Here is a 21,098-nt window from a genome sequence, read left to right on the forward strand (position 1 = left end):
CCATCCATGACTTGAATGCCGTTCTAACTCTTAGAACGGCATTCAAGATGTGCGACGACTCCCCCACCCGTCAAGACCCCTGCCGGAATCCGCGGATAGGGTCGGGGGCCGGAGCACGGACAACGGCGGAGGCGACACGGGTGGCAGGGGCTGCACGACGGCGCGACGGGCACATCGCCCAGGAACGGATGCTGGAGGAGGCGATGGCGGCCATCGCCGAGCGGGGCCTGGCCGCGCTCACCATGTCCGCCCTCGCCGAGCGGCTGGGCACCAGCGGCGGCCACATCCTGTACTACTTCGGGAGCAAGGACCTGCTGCTCCTGGAGGCCCTGCGGTGGAGCGAGGCCGCGCTCGCCGAGGAACGGCGCGCACTGCTGCGCCGCCGGCTGTCGGCCGAGCGGGCACTCGACCTCTTCCTGGAGCTCTACCTGCCGCACGGCCCCCGGGACGCCCGCTGGATGCTGTGGATCGAGCTCTGGGCCCGTACGCCGTCGAACGCGTCCCTGCAGCGCGCCCAGGAGGAGATGGACCAGGGCTGGCAGGACGACCTTGAGGCGCTGCTCACCAGGGGCGTGGACCGCGGCCGGTTCGCGCCCCTGGACGCCCCGGCGGCCGCCTCCCAACTCCTGGCGCTGCTGGACGGGCTGAGCACCCGTGTGGTGCTCGGGCAGCGCGGCACCGACCGCCGGCGGGCGCTGGCCGCCGCCCGCTCGGCGGCACAGCGGCTGGTCATCAGGGCCGCCGGGGACTGACCGTCACTCGTACATCACGTACTCCGGCTGCGGCCGCAGCGCCAGTACCTCCTTCGGCGTCATCAGCCGGCTGCTTTCGGCGTCCTCCTCGTAGAAGAGCTTGAAGCCCGTGTGGAGGCCGTCCGGCAGCTTCCTGACCAGCTGCTTCCAGGTGCCGCGCTTCAGACCCGGCGAGCCGATGCCGTCGGCGCTCTTGATCAGCGCCACGCCGGGCTGCGGCCGCAGCGCGGACTCATCCCGCACCACGGAGCCGGCGACCTGATGGAAGACCACCGGCTTCTGCGGCAGGTCGTGCACGTCGACCAACTCCGCGACGTAGCGGGCGACATCGGTCAGCTCCTGGCCGCTGGTGTGGCCGTAGGAGTCGCCCGGCACCTCGCCGGGGCCCATCTCCCACTCCGGGTCGAGCGCGAGCCCCACATCGGGGTGGACCAGCCAGTCACGCAGCGCCTTGACCTCGTCGAGCACCTTGGCCCGGCCCGGCTGGATGTTCAGGAGCAGCAGCGCACGGTGCTTGCGTGCCATGTCGTGGTGGCGGCGGATGATGTCGTCCGGCGTCCGCGAGCGGTAGGTGCCGTCCGGGCCCGCCGAGGCGTTCGCGACCACGGCGAGGAGTTCGAGCACGGGCAGCGGCTCGCGTCCGGCCGCGTACGCGCGTGCCACCTTCTCGATGTCACCGGCACGCTTGCCGAGGTCCCCGGTGCCGAGCCGGCCGAGCGCCACGGCGCCGGGCAGCCCGCAGAACCCGACGAGGCGGTAGCGGGGGAACAACTCCCGTCCGCCGCGCGGTAGTTCGGGGCGTCGCTTGGGCGGTTTCGAGGACGGCTCACCCGGCGCGGCGGGCGAGCCCGAAGCGCCGCCGCTCGGGTGCGCGGTGCCGGAGGGCCGTGCGCTGCCGGACGGCTTCGTGCTGCCGGACGGTGATCCGGATGCGCCGCCGGGTGGCGTGGCACCGGGGGCGGGATCGGCGCGCGCGGAGGACCTGCCGCACGCGGCGAGCAGGCCGATGCCCGCCGCCGCCGTGGCCGCGAGCACCGCGCGGCGGCCCGCTCCCGAGGGCGGTCCGGACCGTGCGGCCCGTGCGTGGGGTATTCCCAGGTGCCCTGCCGTCTCGTCGGACCCGTCGGCCTTGTCCGTCACTGCGCCTCCGTCCGTCGGCGCCCGGCCACGCGACCGGACACCGGCTGTCCATCCCGCCGGTTTTCCCTGTCCAGTGCGCTTCTCCAGGTCATCCGCCGCAAAACCCGGTGACACCCCGCACGGCAACGATCAAGCCAGCACCCGGACACCGGACGGACTGTGACAGCGGCTCCGGGAGTGCCACCCGGCTTTCGCGGTCACCGCGTGGCCTTCATCGCCGGCTTCGCCCCGGCGCATGGCACCTCATGGCACGTCAGGGAACTGCCCGCCAGTCATGCGCCCCGTAGCCCGCAGCCCGCAGCGACGTCAGCGCCCCCGGCGGCAGCTCGGCCGAGCCGCCGCCGGGGGCGCCCCCCTGGCTCCGCGGCCTCGCTCCGCGCAGTCGGTCCGCCCTGCCGGGAACCTCAGTCGTGGGAGTGGGGCCAGCGCTCCAGGCTGTTGGGGCGAGGGGCCTCGCGGGCGGCCTCGTCGGCCGAGTCGTGGAAGGCGTAGGGCTTGCGGAGGCCGCCGAGTGTGAAGATCTTGAGGAGCCGCTGATCGGCACAGGCGATACGCAGCGATCCCTCATGGGCCTGGAGGCGTTTGGTGACGGCGACGATCATGCCGAGCCCCATGGAGTCCAGGAACGTCGTGGCGCTCAGATCCAGGACGAAGTGGCGGTGACCCTCTTCGAGAAGCGAGATGATCTCGGCGCCGATGGTGGGGGCGGTGGAGATGTCGATCTCACCGGTGGTCTCGACGACGGTCCAGCCGTTCGCCACGTGCCAGCCGATGGACACCCGGCGTTTTGTGTCGATCTTCGTACGCACCCTCTGCTCCTCCTGTGCACGGCCCTCTGCGAAACGCCTGACCGCGCCGCACCGAATGCCCGGAATGCCTGCCGTATTCAGATAACCGGCTCGGGGGCCTGCCTCACAAGACTGGCGTTTTCAGATAGTGAGCGAGAGTCCCCTGGTCACCCGCTCCGCGGTGGCCACCAGCCGGGTCACGGCGTCCTCGATACGGAAGGGGCGGTCGGCACGGAGGGAGACGCCCAGGGAACCGAGGGTGTTCCCGCGGTAGACCGGAACCGCGACGCAGACCGTGCCGAGGGAGTACTCCTCCAGGTCGGTGACGGCCGGGACGTCGGGGGCGGCGTCGAGCCGTCGCAGCAGCTCGGAGGGGTGCGTGACGGTGCGGGGGGTGAGGTCGGACAGATGGTGACGGGAGAGGTATTCGGCGCGCCCGCTGTCGTCGAGTTCGCGCAGCACACACTTGCCCAGCGCCGTCGCGTGCCCGGCGTCCTCGAAGCCCACCCAGAGATCGACCCGGGGCGCCCGGGGCCCGTCCAGGATCTCCGCGACGCGAATCTCGCCGTCCTCGTAGAACGTGAGATACGCGGCGGCCGACAGATCGTCCCGCAGGGCGGCCAGCGTCGGACGGACCCGGTTGAGCCGCGCCTGATCGCGGCTGCCGCCGTGCAACGTGCCCAGCTTCTCGCCGAGGACGTAGGAGCCGTCGTCGAGCTTGCGGACGTAGCCGTCGTACGTCATGGTCCGCAGCAGGTGGTAGGTCGTGGCCAACGCAAACCCGGTCTCGCGTGCCAGCTGCTTGGCCGTCGCACCGCCCTCATGAGCCCCGACGCTCTCCATCAACCGGAATGCTTTCTGCACTGAGGCGATGAGCGTGGGGCCGTCTTGAGCGCCCATACCACCAGCGTGCCTCCGTCGCACGGGCACGGCAAGCGGCGGCGGCGCGGCACCGTCGAGCGGGGTCACCGACCGCGGCCGGCAGATGACAGCGCGCCAAGGACGACCGCCGTCCTCCTCAGTCGATTCCGCCCCGCTCCACCAGCTGGCCGGCGATCACGTTCCGCTGGATCTCGTTGGTGCCCTCGCCGACGATCATCAGCGGGGCATCACGGAAGTAGCGCTCCACATCGAACTCGGTCGAATAGCCGTAACCGCCATGGACGCGGACGGCGGTGAGGGCGATCTGCATGGCCGTCTCGGAGGCGAACAGCTTGGCCATGCCCGCCTCCATGTCGACCCGCCGTCCGGCCTGCGCCTCACGGGCCGCGTACAGGGTGAGCTGCCGGGCCGCGGTCAGGGAGGTGGCCATGTCGGCGAGGTAGTTGCCGATCGACTGGTGTTTCCAGATCGGCTTGCCGAACGCCTCGCGCGCCTGGGCGTACGCCAGGGAGTCCTCCAGAGCGGCACGGCCCACCCCCAGCGCCCGGGAGGCGACCTGGAGCCGACCCGTCTCCAGGCCCTTCATCATCTGCGCGAAGCCCTTGCCCGCCACACCACCGAGCACGGCGTCGGCCGGCGCGCGGTAGTCGTCGAAGGACAGCTCGCAGCTCTCCACGCCCTTGTAGCCGAGCTTCGGCAGATCGCGGGAGACGGTCAGGCCCGTGCCGTGCCCGACCAGCAGGATCGAGATGCCCTTGTGGGCGGGGACGACGTCCGGGTCCGTCTTGCACAACAGGGCGATCAGCTGCGAACGGCGGGAATTGGTGATCCAGGTCTTCGCCCCGTTGACCACATAGCCCCCGCCGTCGGTGTCCCGGCGGGCCACCGTGCGCATGGCCTGAAGGTCGGAGCCGCCCCCGGGCTCGGTCAGTGCCATGGTCGCCCGGACCTCTCCGGTGGCCATCTTCGGCAGATAGCCGCGCTTCTGCTCCTCGGTACCGAAGTCCTGCAGCAGTTTGGCGACCACGGTGTGCCCGCCCATCGCCCCGGCCAGGCTCATCCAGCCGCGGGCCAGCTCCTCGGTCACCAGCACGTAGCAGGGCACGGAGACCGGGGTGCCGCCGTACTCCTCCGGCACGGCCAGGCCGAAGACGCCGAGCTCCTTCATCTGCTCGATCAGCGCTTCGGGATAGGTGTTCGTGTGCTCCAGTTCCCGCACCACGGGCCGGACGTCCCTGTCGACGAAGTCGCGGACCGTCCCGACGATGGACCGCTCGTCCTCGGACAGGATGTCGAGAGTGCTCACAGCTGGGGCTCCTTGGACAGAAGGGGACGCGGGAAGGGGTCAGATGACGCCGTCGGCCCTGAGGGCTTCGATCTCGGAGGGCGTACGTCCCAAGTCGGCGAGGATGCGCTCGGTGTGTTCGCCGACCGCCGGCACGGGGTCCATGCGCGGGGTGACGCCGCCGAGGTCGGCGGGCGGCAGCAGCGCCGGGACCGGGCCGCCGGGGGTACCGACCTCGCGCCAGCGGTCGCGGCCTTCCAGCACCGGATGGTCGAGGAACTCCTGGACGTCGTTGACCCCGACGTTGGCGATGTTCGCGGCGTCCAGCAGCCGCGCCAGCTCCGCGCTGCTGTGACCCCCGCACCACGCGGCCACCACCTCGTTCACCTCCTCGCGATGCGCCACCCGCGCCGAACTCGTGGCGAACCGCGGGTCGTCCACCAACTCGGGCCGCTGAAAGGCCACTTCACACAGTGCGGCCCACTCGCGCTCGTTCTGGACGGAGAAGAGCACCTGCTTGCCGTCGGCCGCGGCGAAGGCGCCGTAGGGGGCGATCGTGGCGTGCTGGGTGCCGAGGCGCTGCGGCTGGGCCCCGCTGTAACGGGTGTAGTAGGCAGGCTGGTTCATCCACTCGGCCAGCGCCTCGAAGAGCGACACCTCCACGGGCCGTACCGCCCCCGTGGTGGCGCGCGTGTACAACGCGGTGAGGATCCCGGTGTACGCGTACATCCCGGCGGCGATGTCCGCGACCGACACCCCGACGCGGGCGCCCGCCTCCGGCGTGCCCGTCAGGGATACCAGGCCGGTCTGGCACTGCACCAGCAGGTCGTACGCCTTGCGGTCCGCCCACGGCCCCGTCGATCCGAAGCCGGTGATCGAGCACGGGACCAGCGACGGGAAGCGCGTGGCCAGCTCCCCGGGCGCGAGCCCGAGCCGGGCCGCGGCGCCGGGCGCGAGATTCTGCACGAACACGTCGGCGCCACTGAGGAGTTGTTCCAGCACCTCACGGCCCCGCGCCGACTTGAGGTCCAGGGTCAGGGACTCCTTGGAGCGGTTGAGCCACACGAAGTAGCTGGACTCGCCGAGGACGGCGGTGTCGTAGCGGCGGGCGAAGTCCCCTCCCCCGGGGCGCTCCACCTTGATGACCCGGGCGCCGAGGTCTGCCAGTTGGCGGGTGGCGAAGGGCGCCGCGACCGCCTGCTCGACACTGACGACGGTGATACCTGCGAGCGGCAGCTCGGACATGCGACGAAGCCTCCATACGGACACCTGGCAGGAACGGCTCGGAGCCCGCGCGGGCAGGGCGCGGACGGGCGCGGCCCGCGTGCTCCGCGCATCCAGCCATCATGGGTCCTCATGAGGACCGCGCGCCCCCAGGACGCACCCGTCATGGTGCCCGCGGGCATGGTCGGGCGCGGAAGTGTGGTGTCCCGCCACATGTGCGCCTGACCTGGGGGTTTCTACGGTGTGGCAACACGTCAACCGTCCCGCCCGTCCGGAAGTGGTGACCATGGCCGCCCCCGCAACCTCCCCGCCCGCGCCCGCGAGCCTGAAGCGCATCGTCGCCGCCAGTCTCATCGGCACCACCGTGGAATGGTACGACTTCTTCCTTTACGGATCCGCCGCCGCGCTCGTCTTCAACAAGCTGTTCTTCCCCGGATCCGACCCGCTCGTGGGCACCCTGCTGGCCTTCCTGACGTACGCCGTCGGCTTCGCCGCCCGCCCCATCGGCGCGCTGGTCTTCGGGCATTACGGGGACCGGCTGGGCCGCAAGAAGCTCCTCGTCCTGAGCCTGCTGATGATGGGCACCGCCACCTTCGCGATCGGGCTGCTGCCCACCCACGCGACGGTCGGCACGGCGGCGCCGGTGCTGCTGACGCTGCTGCGGCTGGTGCAGGGGTTCGCGCTGGGCGGTGAGTGGGGCGGCGCGGTCCTGCTGGTGTCGGAGCACGGTGACCCCCGGCGGCGCGGATTCTGGGCGTCGTGGCCGCAGACCGGCGCTCCGGCGGGGCAGTTGCTCGCCACCGGGGTGCTGTCGGCGCTGACCGCGCTGCTGTCCGACGCGGCGTTCGTCTCGTGGGGCTGGCGGGTGCCGTTCCTGCTCTCCGGTGTCCTGGTGGTCGTCGGCCTGTGGATCCGGCTGTCGGTGGACGAGTCACCGGTGTTCAAGGCCGCGCTGGCCCGCGCCGCGGCGCGGCGGGCACAGGGCGCGACGGTGGAGAAGATGCCGCTGGTCGCCGTCCTGAAGCACCACTGGCGGGACGTACTGATCGCGATGGGCGCCCGGATGGCCGAGAACATCTCGTACTACGTCATCACGGCCTTCGTCCTCGTCTACGCCACCTCGCACACCGGCCTCTCCCAACAGACCGCCCTCAACGCGGTGCTGATCGCCTCCGCCCTGCACTTCGCGGTCATTCCCGCCTGGGGCGCGCTCTCGGACCGGGTCGGGCGGCGGCCGGTGTATCTGCTGGGCGCGGTCGGGGTGGGCGCCTGGGCGTTCCCGTTCTTCGCGCTGGTGGACTCCACGGACTTCGGCCTGCTGCTGCTCGCGGTGAGCGTGGGGCTGATCTTCCACGGCGCGATGTACGCGCCGCAGGCGGCGTTCTTCGCCGAGATGTTCGCGACCCGGATGCGGTACTCGGGTGCTTCGATCGGCGCCCAGTTCGCCTCGGTCGCGGCCGGCGCGCCCGCCCCGCTGATCGCGACGGCCCTGCTCGCCGATTTCGACAGCCCGGCCCCGATCGCCCTGTACGTCATCGTCGCCGCGGTGCTCACCCTGATCGCGGTGGGGGTGGCGAAGGAGACCCGCAGCCGGGATCTCGGCACGATCGGCGTGGAGGGCCGGGCGGAAGCCGAGCTGATGGCGCCGGTCGACGGGCTCGCTCCGGCGGACGGCGGCGCGGTCGGGAAGAGCGGCGAGGGGCCGGCCGGCCGCGGGCCCCGTACGGCCTGAGCGGTCGGGGCGGCCCGGACGGACATGGCGTGTGCCCCGGCGGGCCCCTGAGGGGAGCCGGGGTACACGCCACGGTGCCATGGCGGGGGTGCCGCGGCCCCGGGACGCTCCGGGAGACGGACATCAGGCGCCGGGCCGGGCACCCCCGGAGGTCAGGAGTTGCCCCTGCCCTTCATGGATCCCTTCGCGGAGTCCTTCATGCCGGCGGCCTTGTCCTTGGCGTCGCCCATCGCTTCCTTGGCCTTGCCCTTGGCCTGGTCCGTACGGCCCTCGCTCTGCATCCGCTCGTTGCCGGTGACCTTGCCGGCCGCCTCCTTGGCCTTGCCCTTCATCTTCTTCATGCCGCTGCTGTCAGCCATGTCGAACTCCTCTGTCCGTGGGGGGTGGAAGGTTCGGCACCACGCTGCCGCAGGTCGGCGGGGACCGCACCCGGAGGCGGCCATCGGTACGCGGCCACCGCCACGGCGGGACTCACGGCGGCGGACGGGCGGCATCTGCCGTCACGCGTGCGGCGCCTTCGTCCCCTGCCGCACGCCGGCGGCACCCCTCCTGCATCCGTACCTCACGCCTCCTCCGGCGGGCGCGCCACGGCCGACGACAGCTGGTGCAGCCGCAGCGCCAGCTGGATCTCCAGGGCGCGGGCGGGCGACTGCCAGTCGGGCCCCAGCAGGCGCCCGACCCGCTCGAGCCGCTGGGCGACGGTGTTCACATGGACGTGCAGGGTGTCCTTCGTACGGGCCGGGCTCATCCCGCCGGCGAAGTAGGCGCTCAGGGTGCGCAGCAGCTCGGTGCCGCGGCGGGCGTCGTAGTCGGCGACCGCGCCGAGCGTGCGGTGGACGAAGCCGTCCACATCGCGGGTGTCGGCGAGCAGCAGCCCCAGGAAGCCGAAGTCCGCCGCGGCGGCGCCCTGGCCGTCCCGCCCCAGGACCCGTAGCGCCTCCCGGCAGCGCCGGGCCTCCGCGTAGCCGTCCGCGACGGCGGCGGGCCGGGCGGCCGGGGCCGTGACGGGTGCCGAGGCGCCGACCGTGACCGGCACATGGAGGGCGGCGCCCAGGCGTCCGGCGACCTCGCGGGCCGCCTGCGCCGGGTCGCCGCCGGGCCCCAGCGGCAGCAGCAGGACCGCGCCGCCGTCCCGTACGGCCGCCAGTCCGTGGCGGGTCGCGGCGAGGTGCGAGGCCGCCGACCAGAGGCGCTGCCGGTCGGCGCCGGCGGCGTGGGCGGTCATCCGGGCAGTCGGGTGGGCGGTGCCGCGGTCCCCGGGGGCGTACGCGGGAGGTACCGGCGCTGCCGGGGCAGTGGCGGAGGGGGCGCCGGGCGGTCCGCCGCCGGGAGGAGCCTCGGGGGCGGGGTCGGCGGGGCCCGCGGGCGCATCGTCCGGCGCCGGTATGCCCTCCGGCGGCGGTATCGCGTCCGCCGCCGGTCCGTGCGGCCGTGCCGCATCCGGTGGTCCGTCGATGCGGGCGGCGAGGACGACATGGGGCGCGTCCAGATTCGCGCCGACCCGGGACGCGCGCTCCCGCAGCAGCCGTGGATCACGGTCGGCGGCATCCAGCAGGTCGTCCAGCAGCTCGCCCCGCACCCGCTGTTCGGCCTCGCCCTCGGTTCTGCGGGCGAGCAGCAGCAGGGAGGTGACCATCGCGGCGCGCTCCAGGGTCCGCTGGTCGACGGGGTCCAGCGCCGGGTGGCCCCGCAGCACCAGGGCGCCCAGCACCTCGCCGCCCGCCCACACCGCCGCGACCCAGTCGCCGCCGTCCCGTACGGCGTGCCCGTCGGCGCGGGAGCGGTCCAGCGCGTCGGCCGGCGCCCGCTCGGGTTCCGTGAACTCGACGTCGCCGCGCAGGACTTCGGCCACCGCGTCCGCGACGTCCTGCACCCCGCCGCCGCGCAGCACCAGCTCGGTCAGCCGGTCGTGGATGTCCGAGGCCCGCTCCATGACCGAACTGCGGTCGCGGATGATCTCGTTCGCCGCCTCCAGCTCGGTGAGGGTCTTACGCGTCTCGGCCAGCAGGTTGGCGGTGTCGATGGCGACCGCCGCGTGCGCCGCGTGGGCGGCGAGCAGCGCGATCTGGCCGCGCTCGAAGACCCGCTCGCGGCGGTCGGCGGCGAACAGTACGCCGATGACACCGCTGCCCAGCAGCAGCGGCACGCCGAGGATCGCCACCAGGCCCTCGTCGAGGACCCCGGTGTCGATGGTGCGGGTGTGCCGGAACCGCTCGTCGTGGAAGTAGCTGTCGGTCACGTAGGGGCGGGCGGTCTGCGCGACGAGCCCGCCCAGCCCCTCCCCCATACCGAGCCGCAACTGCTGGAACCGCGCGGACACCGACCCGTCGGTGACCCGCATATAGGTGTCACCGGCAGCGGGGTCGTTGAGGGTCAGATAGGCGACCTCGGTGCCGAGCAGGGAGCGGGCGCGGCGCACGATCGCGCGCAGTACGGCGTCGAGGTCGCGCAGCCCGGCCAGGTCGTGGACGGTCGCGTAGAGCGCGGACAGCTCGGCCTCGCGCCGCCGCCGGCCCTCCAGCTCGGTGCGCACCCGCAGCGCGAGGAGCTTGGCCCGCTCCAGCGCGGCGAGCCGGGCGGCGGCCGCGCCCTCGGCACGGGCGCGCAGCACGGCCCGTTCGTACTCCTCGGCGGAGGCGCCGGTGGCCAGCAGGTCGAGGAACGGGGTCTCGGCCGGGTCGTCGTCCGGCGAGCGGCGTGCGGGCTCGGGTTCCGGCTGTTCGGTGGGCATGGTCACAGGGATACCTCCGGCCCCTCCTGGCGCGCCAGCCTCGGGCGGGTCCGCGCGGTCGCTCCCGTTGGCCGGTCCGGGCTCAGTGCGCCGTCCAGCCCCCGTCGAGAGCCAGCGAGGTGCCGGTGACGAACGAGGCCTGCGGGGTGCAGAGGTAGGCGACGGCCTCGGCCACCTCCTCCGGTTCGATCAGCCGCTTGACCGCGGAGTCCGCGAGCAGCAGGTCGGCCAGCACCCGGTCCTCCGGGATGCCGTGCGCGGCGGCCTGGTCGGCGATCTGCCGCTCGACCAGCGGCGTGCGGACATAGCCGGGGTTGACGCAGTTGGACGTCACGCCGTGCGGGGCGCCCTCCAGCGCGGCCGTCTTCGACAGGCCCTCCAGGCCGTGCTTGGCGGCGACGTAGGCGGACTTGAAGGGGGACGCCCGCAGTCCGTGCACCGAGGAGATGTTGACGATCCGGCCCCAGCCGCGCGCGTACATGTGCGGCAGCGCGCCGCGCAGCAGCCGGAACGGTGCCTCCAGCATCACGGTCAGCACCTCGTGGAACACCTCCGGCGGGAACTCCTCGATGGGCCGGACCAGTTGGATGCCCGCGTTGTTGACCAGCAGGTCGCTGCCCGCGGCGGCGCGCTCCGCCGCGTCCAGATCGGCGAGGTCCAGCGGATACGGCTCGATGGCGCCGGGCGCGTCCGCCGCGTGCGCGTCGGCGAGATAGGTGAGGCCGGCCGCGTCCCGGTCGACGGCGCGCACCGTGGCGCCGGCCGCGGCCAGCCGCAGGGCGCAGGCGCGTCCGATGCCGCTCGCGGCGCCGGTGACGAGGGCGGTGCGGCCGTCGAGGTCGAGGGATACCTGGCCTGGGGTGCCGATCACGGTCATGACCGCACCCTAGGCAGCGGCCGCACCGGCACCGATGTGCCCCGGCACCACACTTCGCGTGTCGGGTGTGGCGGCCCCGCACGCCTGCGCCGGTGTCCGTCCGCGGGCGCGGCCGGCCCGCCGGACACCCGCCTCCTCCGCCGCCGCCCGCTTCACCCGAACGGCCGCCCCGGATCGCCGCACCACCGCCCGGCTTCTAGCGTCCAGACGACGCAGCGTGCCGCCTGCGCACCGCCGCTCAAGGGAGTCCGATCATGCGGAGGCTCATCGCCATGCCGACCGTGCTGCTGGCCCTCGCCGCCGCGGGGTGCTCGGGTGGACCGGCCGGCGCGGACCTCACGACGGCCGCCTCGTCGCCCGGCGGCGCCCCCGACCCGGCGTCGCCCCCGCCCGGCGGGTCGAGCTCACCGGGCTCCTCGCCGGGCGTCCCCGGACAGCCGGTGGCCTGCGGCGAGATCCCCGACGCACTGGGCGACTCCCGGAGCGTCGCGCTGTTCGCCGACCCGGGGTCGGGCGGCACGGTCGGCTGCGAAGAGGCCCACGACGTGATGTCGGAGTTCTTCCTGCGGGCGCCGCAGCAGAGCGGTGAGACCGAGGGGACACTGGCCGTACGGGGCTGGTTCTGCCAGTACGAGAGCGGCCCCACCGGCACCTGGATCACCACCTGCCGCAAGGACACCCTGGAGATGCACACCGAGGAACCCCCGGGCTCCGTGCCGCCGTCCGAAGAACCGGGCGCCCCGGACGAGTCCGAGCTCCCCAGCATCCCCGACGAGCCCACGGACCCCTTGGAGGAACCGTCGACGGAGGAGCTGTAGCGGCCGCTCAGCTCTCCTGGGGGTCCACTCCCTGGCCCTGGAACCAGGCCGGCCCGGACTCCAGGGCCCGCTTGATGCGGCTGAGGGCGTAATCGTCCAGCTGCGGCAAGGCGTCCACGGCGAACCAGGCCACCGCCAGCGACTCGTCGTCATTCACCTGGGCCGCCCCGCCGACCGCCCGGCAGCGCAGCGTCACATCCATGAACTGGCACACATCGCCGTTGGGGTAACGGGTCGGCGGCATGGTCTCGACGAGCACCACGCTCTCGGGCACGACCCGCACGGCGGTCTCCTCGTAGACCTCGCGCACCGCGGTCTCGGCCGGCTGCTCGCCGGGCTCGGGGATGCCGCCGATCACCGACCAGCCGCCGGTGTCCGCCCGCTTGCCCAGCAGGACCCGGCCCTGGTCGTCGAAGACCACCGCGCTCACGCCCGGCAGCCACAGCAGCTCGTGGCCGATGGAGGTCCGGAGGTCACGGATGAAGTCGGGGGTAGCCATGCAGTGAAGCGTAAAGGACCGTCCTGGCCGCCCCCGGCATGCGGGCACCCGGCCCACCGGACGGCGGACCGGGCGTACGGAGCCGGGTGTCCCGGGGCGCTCACGCGCCGGCCGGACTCCCCTTGCGCAGTCCCAGCCGGCCGCGGATGCAGCGGACCGCGCCCTCGGCGTCGTCGACGGTGACGGTGAAGGTGCGCCCGTCGCCCAGTCGGAGCACCAGCGCCTCGCCGCGGCGTACGACGACGGCGGTGCCCTGTTCGGGGCGCCAGCGGTAGCCCCAGCCGCCCCAGTGGCGCGGGGTGACCTGGGGCGCGAAATCGGCGCCGATGACCTCGTCGAGGGGGATGCGGCGGCGCGGCACCCCTATATGGCCGCACCGCACTTCGAGGCAGTCCTTGTCGACGCGTACCGCGACATGGACGAAGGCGAGCGTGCCGAACAGCACCAGCAGTCCGGCCGCGACACAGCCGACCACCGCCATCACCAGGGGCGCGAGACCCGATGTCCAGGCGCTGTCGACGGCGAGCTCGACGCCGAGTGCCAGGCAGGCCGCGCCGATGGCGGCCAGCAGCCACTGGACGCGGTTGGTGGCGCTGCCGTGCCAGACCTCGGGAATCTCCGCATGGGCACCGCTGACGGGCAGCTCTGCGGGATCGACGCGACGGGAGCGGTCGGGGTCTCCGGGGGCGGCTGCCCCCTCGTGGGGGTGGTCCCTCATGAGACGCAGCGTACGCGTCTTTGCACGCTGTGGCAGCGCACCGGACGAGGCCTGCGTCACCGGCCGAGCACCCGGCCCGACGTCATGTGGGAGGTCTCAGCGGGGCAGCACGGAGGCGGGCTCCTGGGACGCGTGTCCGGCGACCGGAACATCGGCGCCGGCGCGCTCCGCCGCTTTCTGCAGGCGGCTGCCCTCCGCGTACGCCAGGGCGGCGGGCGGGAGCGCCGAGGGGAGGCCACTGAGAAGGACGCTCAGGCTGCCGGTCGGGGCGGCGGCGGGGGCCGGCTCGGCTCCGATGCGGCGCAGCGCCTGGGCGGCGACCGCCTCGGCGGAGCCGTGCAGGACGAGGGCCGGGGCGCCGGGCTGCTGCAGGGCGGCCCGGATGCGTTCGCCGACCAGTTCGTAGTGGGTGCAGCCCAGGACGACGGTCCGGACATCCCGCGGGGTGAGGTGCGCGGCCGCCGCGATGGCCGCGTCGATCGCGGTCACGTCGGCCTCCTGCACGGCGTCGGCGAGCCCGGGGCACGGCACGCCGGTGACGTCCACACCGTGGCCGAAGCGTTCGATCAGGTCCCGCTGATAGGGGCTGCCGGTGGTGGCCGGGGTCGCCCAGATGGCGACCGGGCCGCCGCCGGCCGTCGCAGGCTTGATGGCCGGGACCGTGCCGATCACCGGGACGGCGGGCTCCAGCTCGGCGCGGAGCGCGGTCAGCGCGTGCACCGACGCGGTGTTGCAGGCGACGATCAGCGCCTCGGGGTTGTGGGCCATCGCGGCGCGGGCGACCGCGAGCGAGCGCGCGGTGATGTCCTGTGCCGTACGCGGGCCCCAGGGCAGATTGTCCGGGTCGGAGGAGAGCACCAGATCGGCGTCCGGCCGCAGTCGTCGCACGGCGTCGGCTGCCGCGAGCAGCCCGATCCCTGAGTCCATCAGCGCGATCTTCACCCGGACACCTTACTCAGCGGCGCGCCCGACTTGTCATACCGGGCGGCGGAAACAGGGCACCGGGTGCTCCGTACGGCAGACTGCCGCTCGTGGGAGCGATGGAGTGGATCGGTGCCGGGTCACTGCTTGCCTGGCTGTGGCTGCTGCTGGGCCAGGGGCTCTTCTGGCGGACGGACGTACGGCTTCCCGAGCGCCGCGACCCGGAGCGCTGGCCGTCGGTCGCGGTGGTGGTTCCGGCCCGTGACGAGGCGGAGGTGCTGCCGGCGTCCCTGCCGTCGCTGCTCGCGCAGAAGTACCCGGGCCGGGCCGAGGTGTTCCTGGTGGACGACGGCAGTACGGACGGGACCGGCGTGCTGGCGCGGGAACTGGCGGCCGAGCGGGGCGGGCTGGATTTGACCGTCTCCTCGCCCGGCGAGCCCGAGCCGGGCTGGACGGGCAAGCTGTGGGCCGTGCGGCACGGCATCGCGCTGGCGCGGGAGCGGGTGGCGCCGGAGTATCTGCTGCTGACCGATGCGGACATCGCGCACGAGCCGGACAGTCTGCGGGAGTTGGTGGCGGCCGCGAGGTCGGCGGACCTGGATCTGGTGTCGCAGATGGCGCGGCTGCGGGTCGCGACGTTCTGGGAACGGCTGATCGTTCCGGCGTTCGTCTACTTCTTCGGGCAGCTGTATCCCTTCCGCTGGGTCAACCGTCCCGGGGCGCGGACCGCCGCCGCGGCCGGCGGCTGTGTGCTGCTGCGGCGGGAGGCCGCAGAGCGGGCGGGCATCCCGGAGGCGATCCGGCACGCGGTGATCGACGATGTGACGCTGGCGCGCGCCGTGCAGCGCTCCGGCGGCCGGATCTGGCTGGGACTGGCGGACCGGGTGGACAGCGTGCGGCCGTATCCGCGGCTGGCCGAGCTGTGGCGGATGGTCTCGCGCAGCGCGTACGCCCAGCTGCTGCACCAACCGCTGCTCCTGCTCGGCACGGTCATCGGCCTGGCGCTGGTGTATCTGGCACCGCCCGTCGCGCTGCTGAGCGGGCTGCTCGGTGGCAGCGTGGTCGTCGCGGCGACGGGCGGGGCCGCCTGGGCGGTGATGTGCGGGACGTATCTGCCGATGCTGCGCTACTACCGGCAGCCGCTGTGGACGGCGCCGCTGCTGCCCTTCACCGCCCTGCTCTACCTGTTGATGACGGTGGACTCCGCCGTGCAGCACTACCGGGGGCGCGGGGCGGCGTGGAAGGGCCGGACCTACGGGGCGCCCTGACCTTTCGCCCGGCGCCCCGGTGGCGTCACTTCCTGGCCGGGGACCAGTCCAGGCCCCAGCCGTAGGCGTAGTCAACGGTGCGCTGCGGGCTGATGCCCGGTTCGGGAACGAGGTAGCGGGCCTCGCGCTCGACGACGAGTTCCTCGCCGGTGTTGGTGATCATGGCGAGTGCGCAGACGTTGGAGGGGACGGTGCACTCGTCGAGCGAGAAGTCGACGGGGGCGCCGTTCTGCGGCTGGAGGGTGACCATGGCCCCCTTCAGGCCGGCGAAGCTGGTGGCTCCGGCGTAGACCGTCACGAAGATCAGGATGCGCTTGATGCGGGCCTGGTGGTCGAGGTTGATGGTCATGTTCTCGCCGGTCGCCACGGAGCCGGTGCGGTCGTCGCCGTCGAGCTGGATGAACGGCGGGGCGTGCAGCGCGCCGAAGTTGCCGCCGATGGGGTGCACCACTCCGGCGCTGCCGTCGGTGAGTTGGTAGAGCGCGCACAGGTCGAGGTCGAGCTCGCCGGACCCGGGCAGCAGCGCGCCGCGGGCGCCGATCGCCTCCATCGCCTTGCGGCCGAACTTCTTGCCCAGACGCTTGCCGGCGCCCCCGCTGTTCCAGTTCAGGTTCACCCGCATCGCGCCGGAGGTGCCGCCCTGCTTCGTCAAGGAGACGGCGGGGGCGTCCTTCGTGAGGGTGACTTTTGTCAGACGAACGGGAGCGGGCGCGGCGGGCGGCGCGTACGGACCCGGCGGAGGCGGAATTGACGCCGCCGGTTGCCCCGTCGGCGGCGGTGCGGGGGCCGCGTGCGGCGGCGCCATCGGGGGCGCGGGGGCGGCCGGCGGGGCCTGCGCCATGGGCGGGGCGGGGGCCGGGGCGGGTGGCGGAGCGGGGGCCTGGGCGGGGGCCGGCTCCTCCACGCTGATGCCGAAGTCGGTGGCCAGGCCCGCGAGCCCGGTGTCGTAGCCCTGCCCGACGGCGCGGAACTTCCAGGCACCCTGGCGGCGGTAGAGCTCGCCGAGCACGAAGGCGGTCTCGCCGGTGGCGTCCTCGCTGTCGAAGCGGGCGATCTCGGCGCCGCTCGCCGCGTCCAGCACCCGGATGTGCAGTCCGGGGACGCCGCCGAAGGTGCCGCCGTCGGCGGAGGCGGCGAGGACCACTCGTTCGACGGCGGCCTCGACGGCTCCGAGATCGACGGCGAGCGCGTCGGTCATCGTGCCGCCGGCCGGCCGCTTGCCCTCGTGGCGCACCGCGCCGGAGGCGTGTGCGGCCTGGTTGTAGAAGACGAAGTCCGCGTCGTCGCGCACCCTTCCGGACACCAGGAGCAGGGCGGAGGCATCCACATCCGGAACCCCGGGAGCGGCGCTCCAGCCCAATTCCACCCGGACCGATGGGGCCGAAACCGGAACGTTGCTGCCCTTGACCATCGACATGGCTGCGCCTTCCTCTCGTCCTCAGTGCCCCGTCAGTGGTGGCACCCCCCAACCTACTTGGCCCGGGACGTCGCGAACGTCCCCTGTTCACCTGCGAGAAGCGGGTTCTTTACAGGATTCCTACGGGCGATCGCGACCGATTTCCACAAGTTCGCTCGCATTGGGGATCCGGACCAGCTACCAACCCGTAAAACAACCCTCTTTTCAGGCTCCCCAATCGGCACATCGTGGGCTTAACTTAAGAGGCATGACCTCCCCCCGCTCTACCTACGGCGGCGGCTACTACGCTTCGCCCTCCTTCCCCGACACCCCGATCTACGACAGCCTCGTCGCAGAGCGCGGTACCCCGCAGATCGCCCCGATCCGGGTCTCTCCGTCCCCTTACGACACCGGCTCGTCCTACTTGCCGGCGCTTCCTTCCGCACTGCCGGCGCTTCCGGCCGCTCCGTCCCACCAGTCGGCGGGCCACGGCTACCCCGGCGCGGCCGCCCAGCCGGTCGCCCCGATGCAGCCCGCGCCTGCGCCGTACATCCCGCAGCAGGCCGGAAACCGCGGCTATCCGCAGCAGCAGCAACAGCAGCAGTACCAGCGCCCCGCGGCGAACACGGGATACGAAGCGATGCGTCCGGCCGCGCCGGTCGCCCCGCGGCAGCCCGCGCCGTACGACGACCCGTACGGCCGCCAGTACCCGCGCGGGTACTGACCCCGCCGATCGATCAGTTGTCCGAGGTGGCTGGCAGGATGGACGCATGCCGAAGCCTGCGCTGCGTTCGATCCACCTCTATCCGGTCAAATCCATAGCGGGGTCCGGTCCCGGCGAGGCGGTCGTGGAGCCGTGGGGGCTCGCCGGGGACCGACGCTGGATGGTGGTGGACGGCGCAGGCAGGCTGCTGACCCAACGGCCGCAGCCGAAGTTGGCGTTGGCGCACGCCGAGGGGCTCTCCCGCGGCGCGCTGCGGCTGACCGGGCCGGGCATGGCGCCCCTGGTGGTCGAGGTGCCCGAGCCCGGGGAGACCGTGCCGGTCGAGGTCTGGAAGGACACCGTCGAGGCGGTGCCCGCGGGCGCCGGGGCGGCCGCGTGGCTGCGCGCCTATCTCGGCGTCGAGGCCCAGCTGGTGCATCTCGACGTGCCGGAGAAGCGCCGGCCGATCGATCCGGAGTACTCCGAGCCCGGCGAGACCGTCAGCTTCGCCGACGGCTTTCCGCTGCTGCTGACCACCACCTCGTCGCTGGATGCCCTCAACTCCCTCATCGCGCAGGGCGATCACGCCGACGAGGGCCCGCTTCCCATGAACCGTTTCCGGCCCAATGTGGTCGTGGACGGCACCGCGCCCTGGGCGGAGGACGCCTGGCGGACGGTCCGTATCGGCGAGGTCGCCTTCACGGTCGCCAAGCCCAGCGCACGCTGCGTCGTCACCACCACCGACCAGCGCACCGCCGAGCGCGGCAAGGAGCCGCTGCGCACCCTCGCCCGGCACCGCCGCTTCGGTGACCAGCTGGTCTTCGGCCAGAATCTGATCCCTCGCGGGGCCGGCACCATCCGTATCGGCGACCCGTTCGAGATACTCGGCTGACGGGCCTGCGCGGTCCCCGCCACGGCTGCGCCCGCCCGGCCGCGGCGGCTGCCCAAGTCATTGCGGCCCGGTCACCGGCTGCTTACAGTGTGCGCACGGCGCCCACGGGAGAAGCCGACGGGGGGAGACAGAGAGCCGCGTGTCGATGCCTGCGAGGGAGACCAGGAGCGACCATCTCATCCCTGTCCAGCAGCTGCGGCCCGGGGACCACGCCTTTGTGAGCTATGGCAATGACGAGGTGCGCTGGGAGGTCGTCACGGCCTTCGTACGCCTCGGCCTGGCCCGTGACGAGAAGGTCATGGTGCTGCCCGCTCCGGAAGTGCCCGAGGAGGAGGTGCTGGCCAGAATCGACTTTCCCAGCCGCAGCACCGTCCGGGCGCGCGAGCACGGCCAGTTGGTGCTCAGCAGCATGCGGGACGTGATCCGGCCGGACGCCTCGTTCACCGCGGCCCGGCAGCTGGCCCGGCTGCGGGCGGAGACGGACCGCGCGCGGGCCGAGGGATACGCGGGGCTGCGGGCGTTCATCGACATGGGCTGGGTCCGCGCGCTGGGTGCCGATGTGGCCGTGATGGCGCACCGCGAGACGCACGCCGATCCGCTCTTCACCGGCCGGCCGTACACCGAGATCTGCGCGTACGACCGCCGCCGGTTCGACCGCGCGATGATCGCCGACATGGAACGGGCACATCCGTGTGCCCTGCTGGAGCGGCTGGGCTGCCTCCGTTCGGAGCACGGCGGCTCGGGGAGGCTGCGTTTCATCGGCGAGGCCGACGCGGCCAACCAGGCCGCTTTCACCCGGTCGCTGGAGATCGCGCTGGCCCGTACGGCGCCGGCCCGGCGGCTGACCGTCGATCTGACCGGGCTGCATTTCCTTTCGGTCGGCTGTGCCACCGAGCTGCTCTCCCTGGCCCGCTACGCCGTGGGGCACGATCGGATCGAGGTGCGCTGCGACGCCGTGCGGTCCCGGCTGCTGCGGCGGCTGGGCGCCGGCACGGTGCCGCGGCTGGTGGCGACGGAGGTGGTGCGGCCGTGGTGACCCCTGAGGGCGCCGGCTCCGCGGGAGCGTCGGCGGAGGAGGCCGGACGCCCGCTGCTGCAGCGCCGGTTCACCGGCCGGCTGCTGCCGCAGCTGCGGCTGCTGGTGGAGGAGTGCGCGGCCCGCGAGGGGCTGGGCGAGCCGCGGCGCGGCGAGTTCGTGCTGGCCGTGGACGAGATCGCCGGGAACGCCGTGGAGCACGCGGGCGGCTCGGGCCGGCTGGTGCTGCGGCGGCTGGACGACGAGCTGGAGTGCCGGATCAGCGATGCGGGCCCCGGGTTCAGCGAGACGGTGATCCCCGAGCTGCTGCCGGGTCTTGACGGTGCGCCGAAGGGGCGGGGACTCTGGCTTGCCCGGCTGGTCGCCGACCGGTTCGCGGTGGCCTCCGGGACGGCGGGAAACGGCGCCGGCGCGGATGCCGCGGGCACCGTGGTGACGGTCGCCGTACGCCTGCACTGACCGGCCGCGGCGCCCTGCCCGGGGAGCCGTCGCGGTCCCGTAACAGGCCCCCCGTCACTCGGTGTTCACGCGGCGGGGGCATCCGGGCGGGGCAGGAGTAAGGTAACGGCGCTCCGGCCGGTCTGCCTCACGGCGTGATGTTGCTCTCTCTTTGCGGAACCCGTGCATGGACGGCACGCGATGAGGTATTCACGGACACGGAGAGGGGGGAAGCGATGCGAGCGATGACAGGCGTATGGCGCTGGCGGCACAATCCGCTGCGGCGCCGGACCGACCTGGCCGAGGCCTGGGCCGCGCTGGCCGCCGCCCTCCTGATCGTCCTCGGAGCGACCTCGGTGGGCCTGCTCGCAGGCGGGGCCGCCAACGACGCGCTCCTGGGCACCGTCCGGATCCAGCACGGCCAGCGGCAGCTGGTGTGGGCCACCGTCGACCGGCTGACCTCACGGGCCCCGCTCGACCCCGATCCGGAGACCTCCACCGACCGCGACTCGCACCGCCGGGTCATCGCCCGCTGGACGGCGCGGGACGGCAGCGCGCACACCGGCCGGATCTCCACCCCGCGGCCCGTCGAGCCCGGCGAGCGGTTCCGGATCTGGACCGACGACCGCGGCCGGGTGATGCCGCGTCCGATGGACACCAGCACCGCCGGCACGCACGCGGTGCTGGCCGGTATGGGCGCGGCGGCAGCCGCCGGGGGCCTGATCGAGGGCGGCCGACGGTTTTTCGTCTGGCGGCTGATGGTGCGTCGCTTCCGCCGCTGGGACCAGGCGTGGGAGCGCGCGGGCCAGGACTGGGGACGGGCCGGCGCGGGCAGCTGACGGCCCTCCGGCCGGGCGGCTGACCATGTCAACTGCCGCCCGCCGGGCGCGCTACGGTGGTGCAGCCAGCCTCTCGGCTGGGGCCTCGCAGACCCGAATGCGGACATCCGCGGACGGATGCCGCCGGGCCGACAACAGCCGCACGAGGTGGGGGCACGAC

At 73.2% G+C, this 21,098-nt stretch carries 21 protein-coding genes; 9 read left to right on the forward strand and 12 right to left on the reverse strand.

The window, feature by feature from the left end:
- The first annotated feature begins 140 nt into the window (after window positions 1-140).
- Entirely contained in the window at window positions 141-752 is a 612-nt protein-coding gene (locus tag ACIRQ7_RS34980) for a TetR family transcriptional regulator C-terminal domain-containing protein (protein ID WP_404266561.1), read from the forward strand.
- Window positions 753-755: 3 nt separating this feature from the next.
- On the opposite strand, the gene ACIRQ7_RS34985 is transcribed toward ACIRQ7_RS34980, so the two are convergent.
- The 5 genes from ACIRQ7_RS34985 to ACIRQ7_RS35005 form a co-directional block, all read right to left on the reverse strand.
- On the reverse strand, window positions 756-1,892 hold the full coding sequence (locus tag ACIRQ7_RS34985; RefSeq protein WP_404266562.1) for a hypothetical protein: 1,137 nt from the start codon (window positions 1,890-1,892) through the stop codon (window positions 756-758).
- 404 nt (window positions 1,893-2,296) lie between these two features.
- Entirely contained in the window at window positions 2,297-2,701 is a 405-nt protein-coding gene (locus ACIRQ7_RS34990; protein WP_404266563.1) for an STAS domain-containing protein, read from the reverse strand.
- Window positions 2,702-2,821: 120 nt separating this feature from the next.
- Complete coding sequence (locus ACIRQ7_RS34995) at window positions 2,822-3,580, reverse strand: IclR family transcriptional regulator (RefSeq protein WP_404266564.1); 759 nt, start codon at window positions 3,578-3,580, stop codon at window positions 2,822-2,824.
- A 118-nt stretch (window positions 3,581-3,698) separates the two neighbouring features.
- On the reverse strand, window positions 3,699-4,868 hold the full coding sequence (locus ACIRQ7_RS35000; RefSeq protein ID WP_404266565.1) for an acyl-CoA dehydrogenase family protein: 1,170 nt from the start codon (window positions 4,866-4,868) through the stop codon (window positions 3,699-3,701).
- Between the two features lie 39 nt (window positions 4,869-4,907).
- Window positions 4,908-6,092: a CaiB/BaiF CoA transferase family protein gene (locus tag ACIRQ7_RS35005; protein WP_404266566.1), complete on the reverse strand. Its 1,185-nt coding sequence runs from the start codon at window positions 6,090-6,092 to the stop codon at window positions 4,908-4,910.
- Window positions 6,093-6,357: 265 nt separating this feature from the next.
- On the opposite strand from ACIRQ7_RS35005, the gene ACIRQ7_RS35010 reads away from it, so the two are divergent.
- Entirely contained in the window at window positions 6,358-7,803 is a 1,446-nt protein-coding gene (locus tag ACIRQ7_RS35010) for an MFS transporter (protein WP_404266567.1), read from the forward strand.
- Window positions 7,804-7,955: 152 nt separating this feature from the next.
- Here the strand turns inward: ACIRQ7_RS35010 and ACIRQ7_RS35015 are convergent, their stop codons facing one another.
- From ACIRQ7_RS35015 to ACIRQ7_RS35025, 3 genes are all read right to left on the reverse strand, one after another.
- On the reverse strand, window positions 7,956-8,162 hold the full coding sequence (locus ACIRQ7_RS35015) for a CsbD family protein (protein WP_404266568.1): 207 nt from the start codon (window positions 8,160-8,162) through the stop codon (window positions 7,956-7,958).
- 203 nt (window positions 8,163-8,365) lie between these two features.
- Window positions 8,366-10,534, reverse strand: coding sequence for a helix-turn-helix domain-containing protein (locus ACIRQ7_RS35020; RefSeq protein WP_404266569.1), 2,169 nt, complete (start codon window positions 10,532-10,534; stop codon window positions 8,366-8,368).
- A gap of 82 nt (window positions 10,535-10,616) precedes the next feature.
- Complete coding sequence (locus ACIRQ7_RS35025; protein ID WP_401475485.1) at window positions 10,617-11,411, reverse strand: 3-hydroxybutyrate dehydrogenase; 795 nt, start codon at window positions 11,409-11,411, stop codon at window positions 10,617-10,619.
- 254 nt (window positions 11,412-11,665) lie between these two features.
- Here ACIRQ7_RS35025 and ACIRQ7_RS35030 point away from each other — a divergent pair, with 254 nt between their 5' ends.
- Window positions 11,666-12,229 (forward strand): hypothetical protein, encoded by a 564-nt coding sequence (locus ACIRQ7_RS35030; RefSeq protein ID WP_404266570.1) that lies wholly within the window; start codon window positions 11,666-11,668, stop codon window positions 12,227-12,229.
- Window positions 12,230-12,236: 7 nt separating this feature from the next.
- Here the strand turns inward: ACIRQ7_RS35030 and ACIRQ7_RS35035 are convergent, their stop codons facing one another.
- The 3 genes from ACIRQ7_RS35035 to ACIRQ7_RS35045 form a co-directional block, all read right to left on the reverse strand.
- On the reverse strand, window positions 12,237-12,728 hold the full coding sequence (locus ACIRQ7_RS35035; RefSeq protein WP_401475479.1) for an NUDIX hydrolase: 492 nt from the start codon (window positions 12,726-12,728) through the stop codon (window positions 12,237-12,239).
- A 100-nt stretch (window positions 12,729-12,828) separates the two neighbouring features.
- Window positions 12,829-13,446 (reverse strand): hypothetical protein, encoded by a 618-nt coding sequence (locus ACIRQ7_RS35040; RefSeq protein ID WP_401475476.1) that lies wholly within the window; start codon window positions 13,444-13,446, stop codon window positions 12,829-12,831.
- 96 nt (window positions 13,447-13,542) lie between these two features.
- A complete protein-coding gene (locus tag ACIRQ7_RS35045; protein WP_404266571.1) occupies window positions 13,543-14,388 on the reverse strand; it encodes a glutamate racemase in 846 nt (281 codons plus the stop codon).
- Between the two features lie 98 nt (window positions 14,389-14,486).
- Between ACIRQ7_RS35045 and ACIRQ7_RS35050 the strand changes: the two genes are divergently transcribed.
- Window positions 14,487-15,635: a glycosyltransferase gene (locus ACIRQ7_RS35050; RefSeq protein ID WP_404266605.1), complete on the forward strand. Its 1,149-nt coding sequence runs from the start codon at window positions 14,487-14,489 to the stop codon at window positions 15,633-15,635.
- A 25-nt stretch (window positions 15,636-15,660) separates the two neighbouring features.
- On the opposite strand, the gene ACIRQ7_RS35055 is transcribed toward ACIRQ7_RS35050, so the two are convergent.
- The gene (locus ACIRQ7_RS35055) at window positions 15,661-17,052 is read right to left on the reverse strand and encodes a TerD family protein (RefSeq protein WP_404266572.1); all 1,392 of its coding nucleotides are present in this window, start codon (window positions 17,050-17,052) and stop codon (window positions 15,661-15,663) included.
- A 247-nt stretch (window positions 17,053-17,299) separates the two neighbouring features.
- Between ACIRQ7_RS35055 and ACIRQ7_RS35060 the strand changes: the two genes are divergently transcribed.
- The 5 genes from ACIRQ7_RS35060 to ACIRQ7_RS35080 all read left to right on the forward strand — a co-directional run bounded on the left by ACIRQ7_RS35060 (window position 17,300) and on the right by ACIRQ7_RS35080 (window position 20,938).
- Window positions 17,300-17,755, forward strand: a complete 456-nt coding sequence (locus tag ACIRQ7_RS35060) for a DUF6643 family protein (RefSeq protein ID WP_401475467.1) — start codon at window positions 17,300-17,302, stop codon at window positions 17,753-17,755.
- Window positions 17,756-17,801: 46 nt separating this feature from the next.
- The gene (locus ACIRQ7_RS35065) at window positions 17,802-18,626 is read left to right on the forward strand and encodes an MOSC domain-containing protein (RefSeq protein WP_404266573.1); all 825 of its coding nucleotides are present in this window, start codon (window positions 17,802-17,804) and stop codon (window positions 18,624-18,626) included.
- A gap of 217 nt (window positions 18,627-18,843) precedes the next feature.
- The gene (locus ACIRQ7_RS35070; protein WP_404266574.1) at window positions 18,844-19,662 is read left to right on the forward strand and encodes an MEDS domain-containing protein; all 819 of its coding nucleotides are present in this window, start codon (window positions 18,844-18,846) and stop codon (window positions 19,660-19,662) included.
- Window positions 19,656-20,120: an ATP-binding protein gene (locus tag ACIRQ7_RS35075; RefSeq protein ID WP_404266575.1), complete on the forward strand. Its 465-nt coding sequence runs from the start codon at window positions 19,656-19,658 to the stop codon at window positions 20,118-20,120. The genes ACIRQ7_RS35070 and ACIRQ7_RS35075 overlap by 7 nt, the downstream gene beginning before the upstream one ends.
- A gap of 215 nt (window positions 20,121-20,335) precedes the next feature.
- Entirely contained in the window at window positions 20,336-20,938 is a 603-nt protein-coding gene (locus ACIRQ7_RS35080) for a hypothetical protein (protein WP_401475455.1), read from the forward strand.
- Window positions 20,939-21,098 lie beyond the last annotated feature (160 nt).

Origin of the sequence: Streptomyces sp. NPDC101393 (assembly GCF_044767385.1) — a bacterium.
Lineage (GTDB): Bacteria > Actinomycetota > Actinomycetes > Streptomycetales > Streptomycetaceae > Streptomyces.

What these genes read in the sequence shown, in the direction of transcription:
- ACIRQ7_RS34995 (WP_404266564.1), bottom strand. Translation starts at nt 3,580, where the DNA reads ATGGGCGCTCAAGACGGCCCCACGCTCATCGCCTCAGTGCAGAAAGCA.
- ACIRQ7_RS35005 (WP_404266566.1), bottom strand. Translation starts at nt 6,092, where the DNA reads ATGTCCGAGCTGCCGCTCGCAGGTATCACCGTCGTCAGTGTCGAGCAG.
- ACIRQ7_RS35010 (WP_404266567.1), top strand. Translation starts at nt 6,358, where the DNA reads ATGGCCGCCCCCGCAACCTCCCCGCCCGCGCCCGCGAGCCTGAAGCGC.
- ACIRQ7_RS35015 (WP_404266568.1), bottom strand. Translation starts at nt 8,162, where the DNA reads ATGGCTGACAGCAGCGGCATGAAGAAGATGAAGGGCAAGGCCAAGGAG.
- ACIRQ7_RS35020 (WP_404266569.1), bottom strand. Translation starts at nt 10,534, where the DNA reads ATGCCCACCGAACAGCCGGAACCCGAGCCCGCACGCCGCTCGCCGGAC.
- ACIRQ7_RS35025 (WP_401475485.1), bottom strand. Translation starts at nt 11,411, where the DNA reads ATGACCGTGATCGGCACCCCAGGCCAGGTATCCCTCGACCTCGACGGC.
- ACIRQ7_RS35030 (WP_404266570.1), top strand. Translation starts at nt 11,666, where the DNA reads ATGCGGAGGCTCATCGCCATGCCGACCGTGCTGCTGGCCCTCGCCGCC.
- ACIRQ7_RS35035 (WP_401475479.1), bottom strand. Translation starts at nt 12,728, where the DNA reads ATGGCTACCCCCGACTTCATCCGTGACCTCCGGACCTCCATCGGCCAC.
- ACIRQ7_RS35040 (WP_401475476.1), bottom strand. Translation starts at nt 13,446, where the DNA reads ATGAGGGACCACCCCCACGAGGGGGCAGCCGCCCCCGGAGACCCCGAC.
- ACIRQ7_RS35050 (WP_404266605.1), top strand. Translation starts at nt 14,487, where the DNA reads ATGGAGTGGATCGGTGCCGGGTCACTGCTTGCCTGGCTGTGGCTGCTG.
- ACIRQ7_RS35055 (WP_404266572.1), bottom strand. Translation starts at nt 17,052, where the DNA reads ATGTCGATGGTCAAGGGCAGCAACGTTCCGGTTTCGGCCCCATCGGTC.
- ACIRQ7_RS35060 (WP_401475467.1), top strand. Translation starts at nt 17,300, where the DNA reads ATGACCTCCCCCCGCTCTACCTACGGCGGCGGCTACTACGCTTCGCCC.
- ACIRQ7_RS35065 (WP_404266573.1), top strand. Translation starts at nt 17,802, where the DNA reads ATGCCGAAGCCTGCGCTGCGTTCGATCCACCTCTATCCGGTCAAATCC.
- ACIRQ7_RS35080 (WP_401475455.1), top strand. Translation starts at nt 20,336, where the DNA reads ATGCGAGCGATGACAGGCGTATGGCGCTGGCGGCACAATCCGCTGCGG.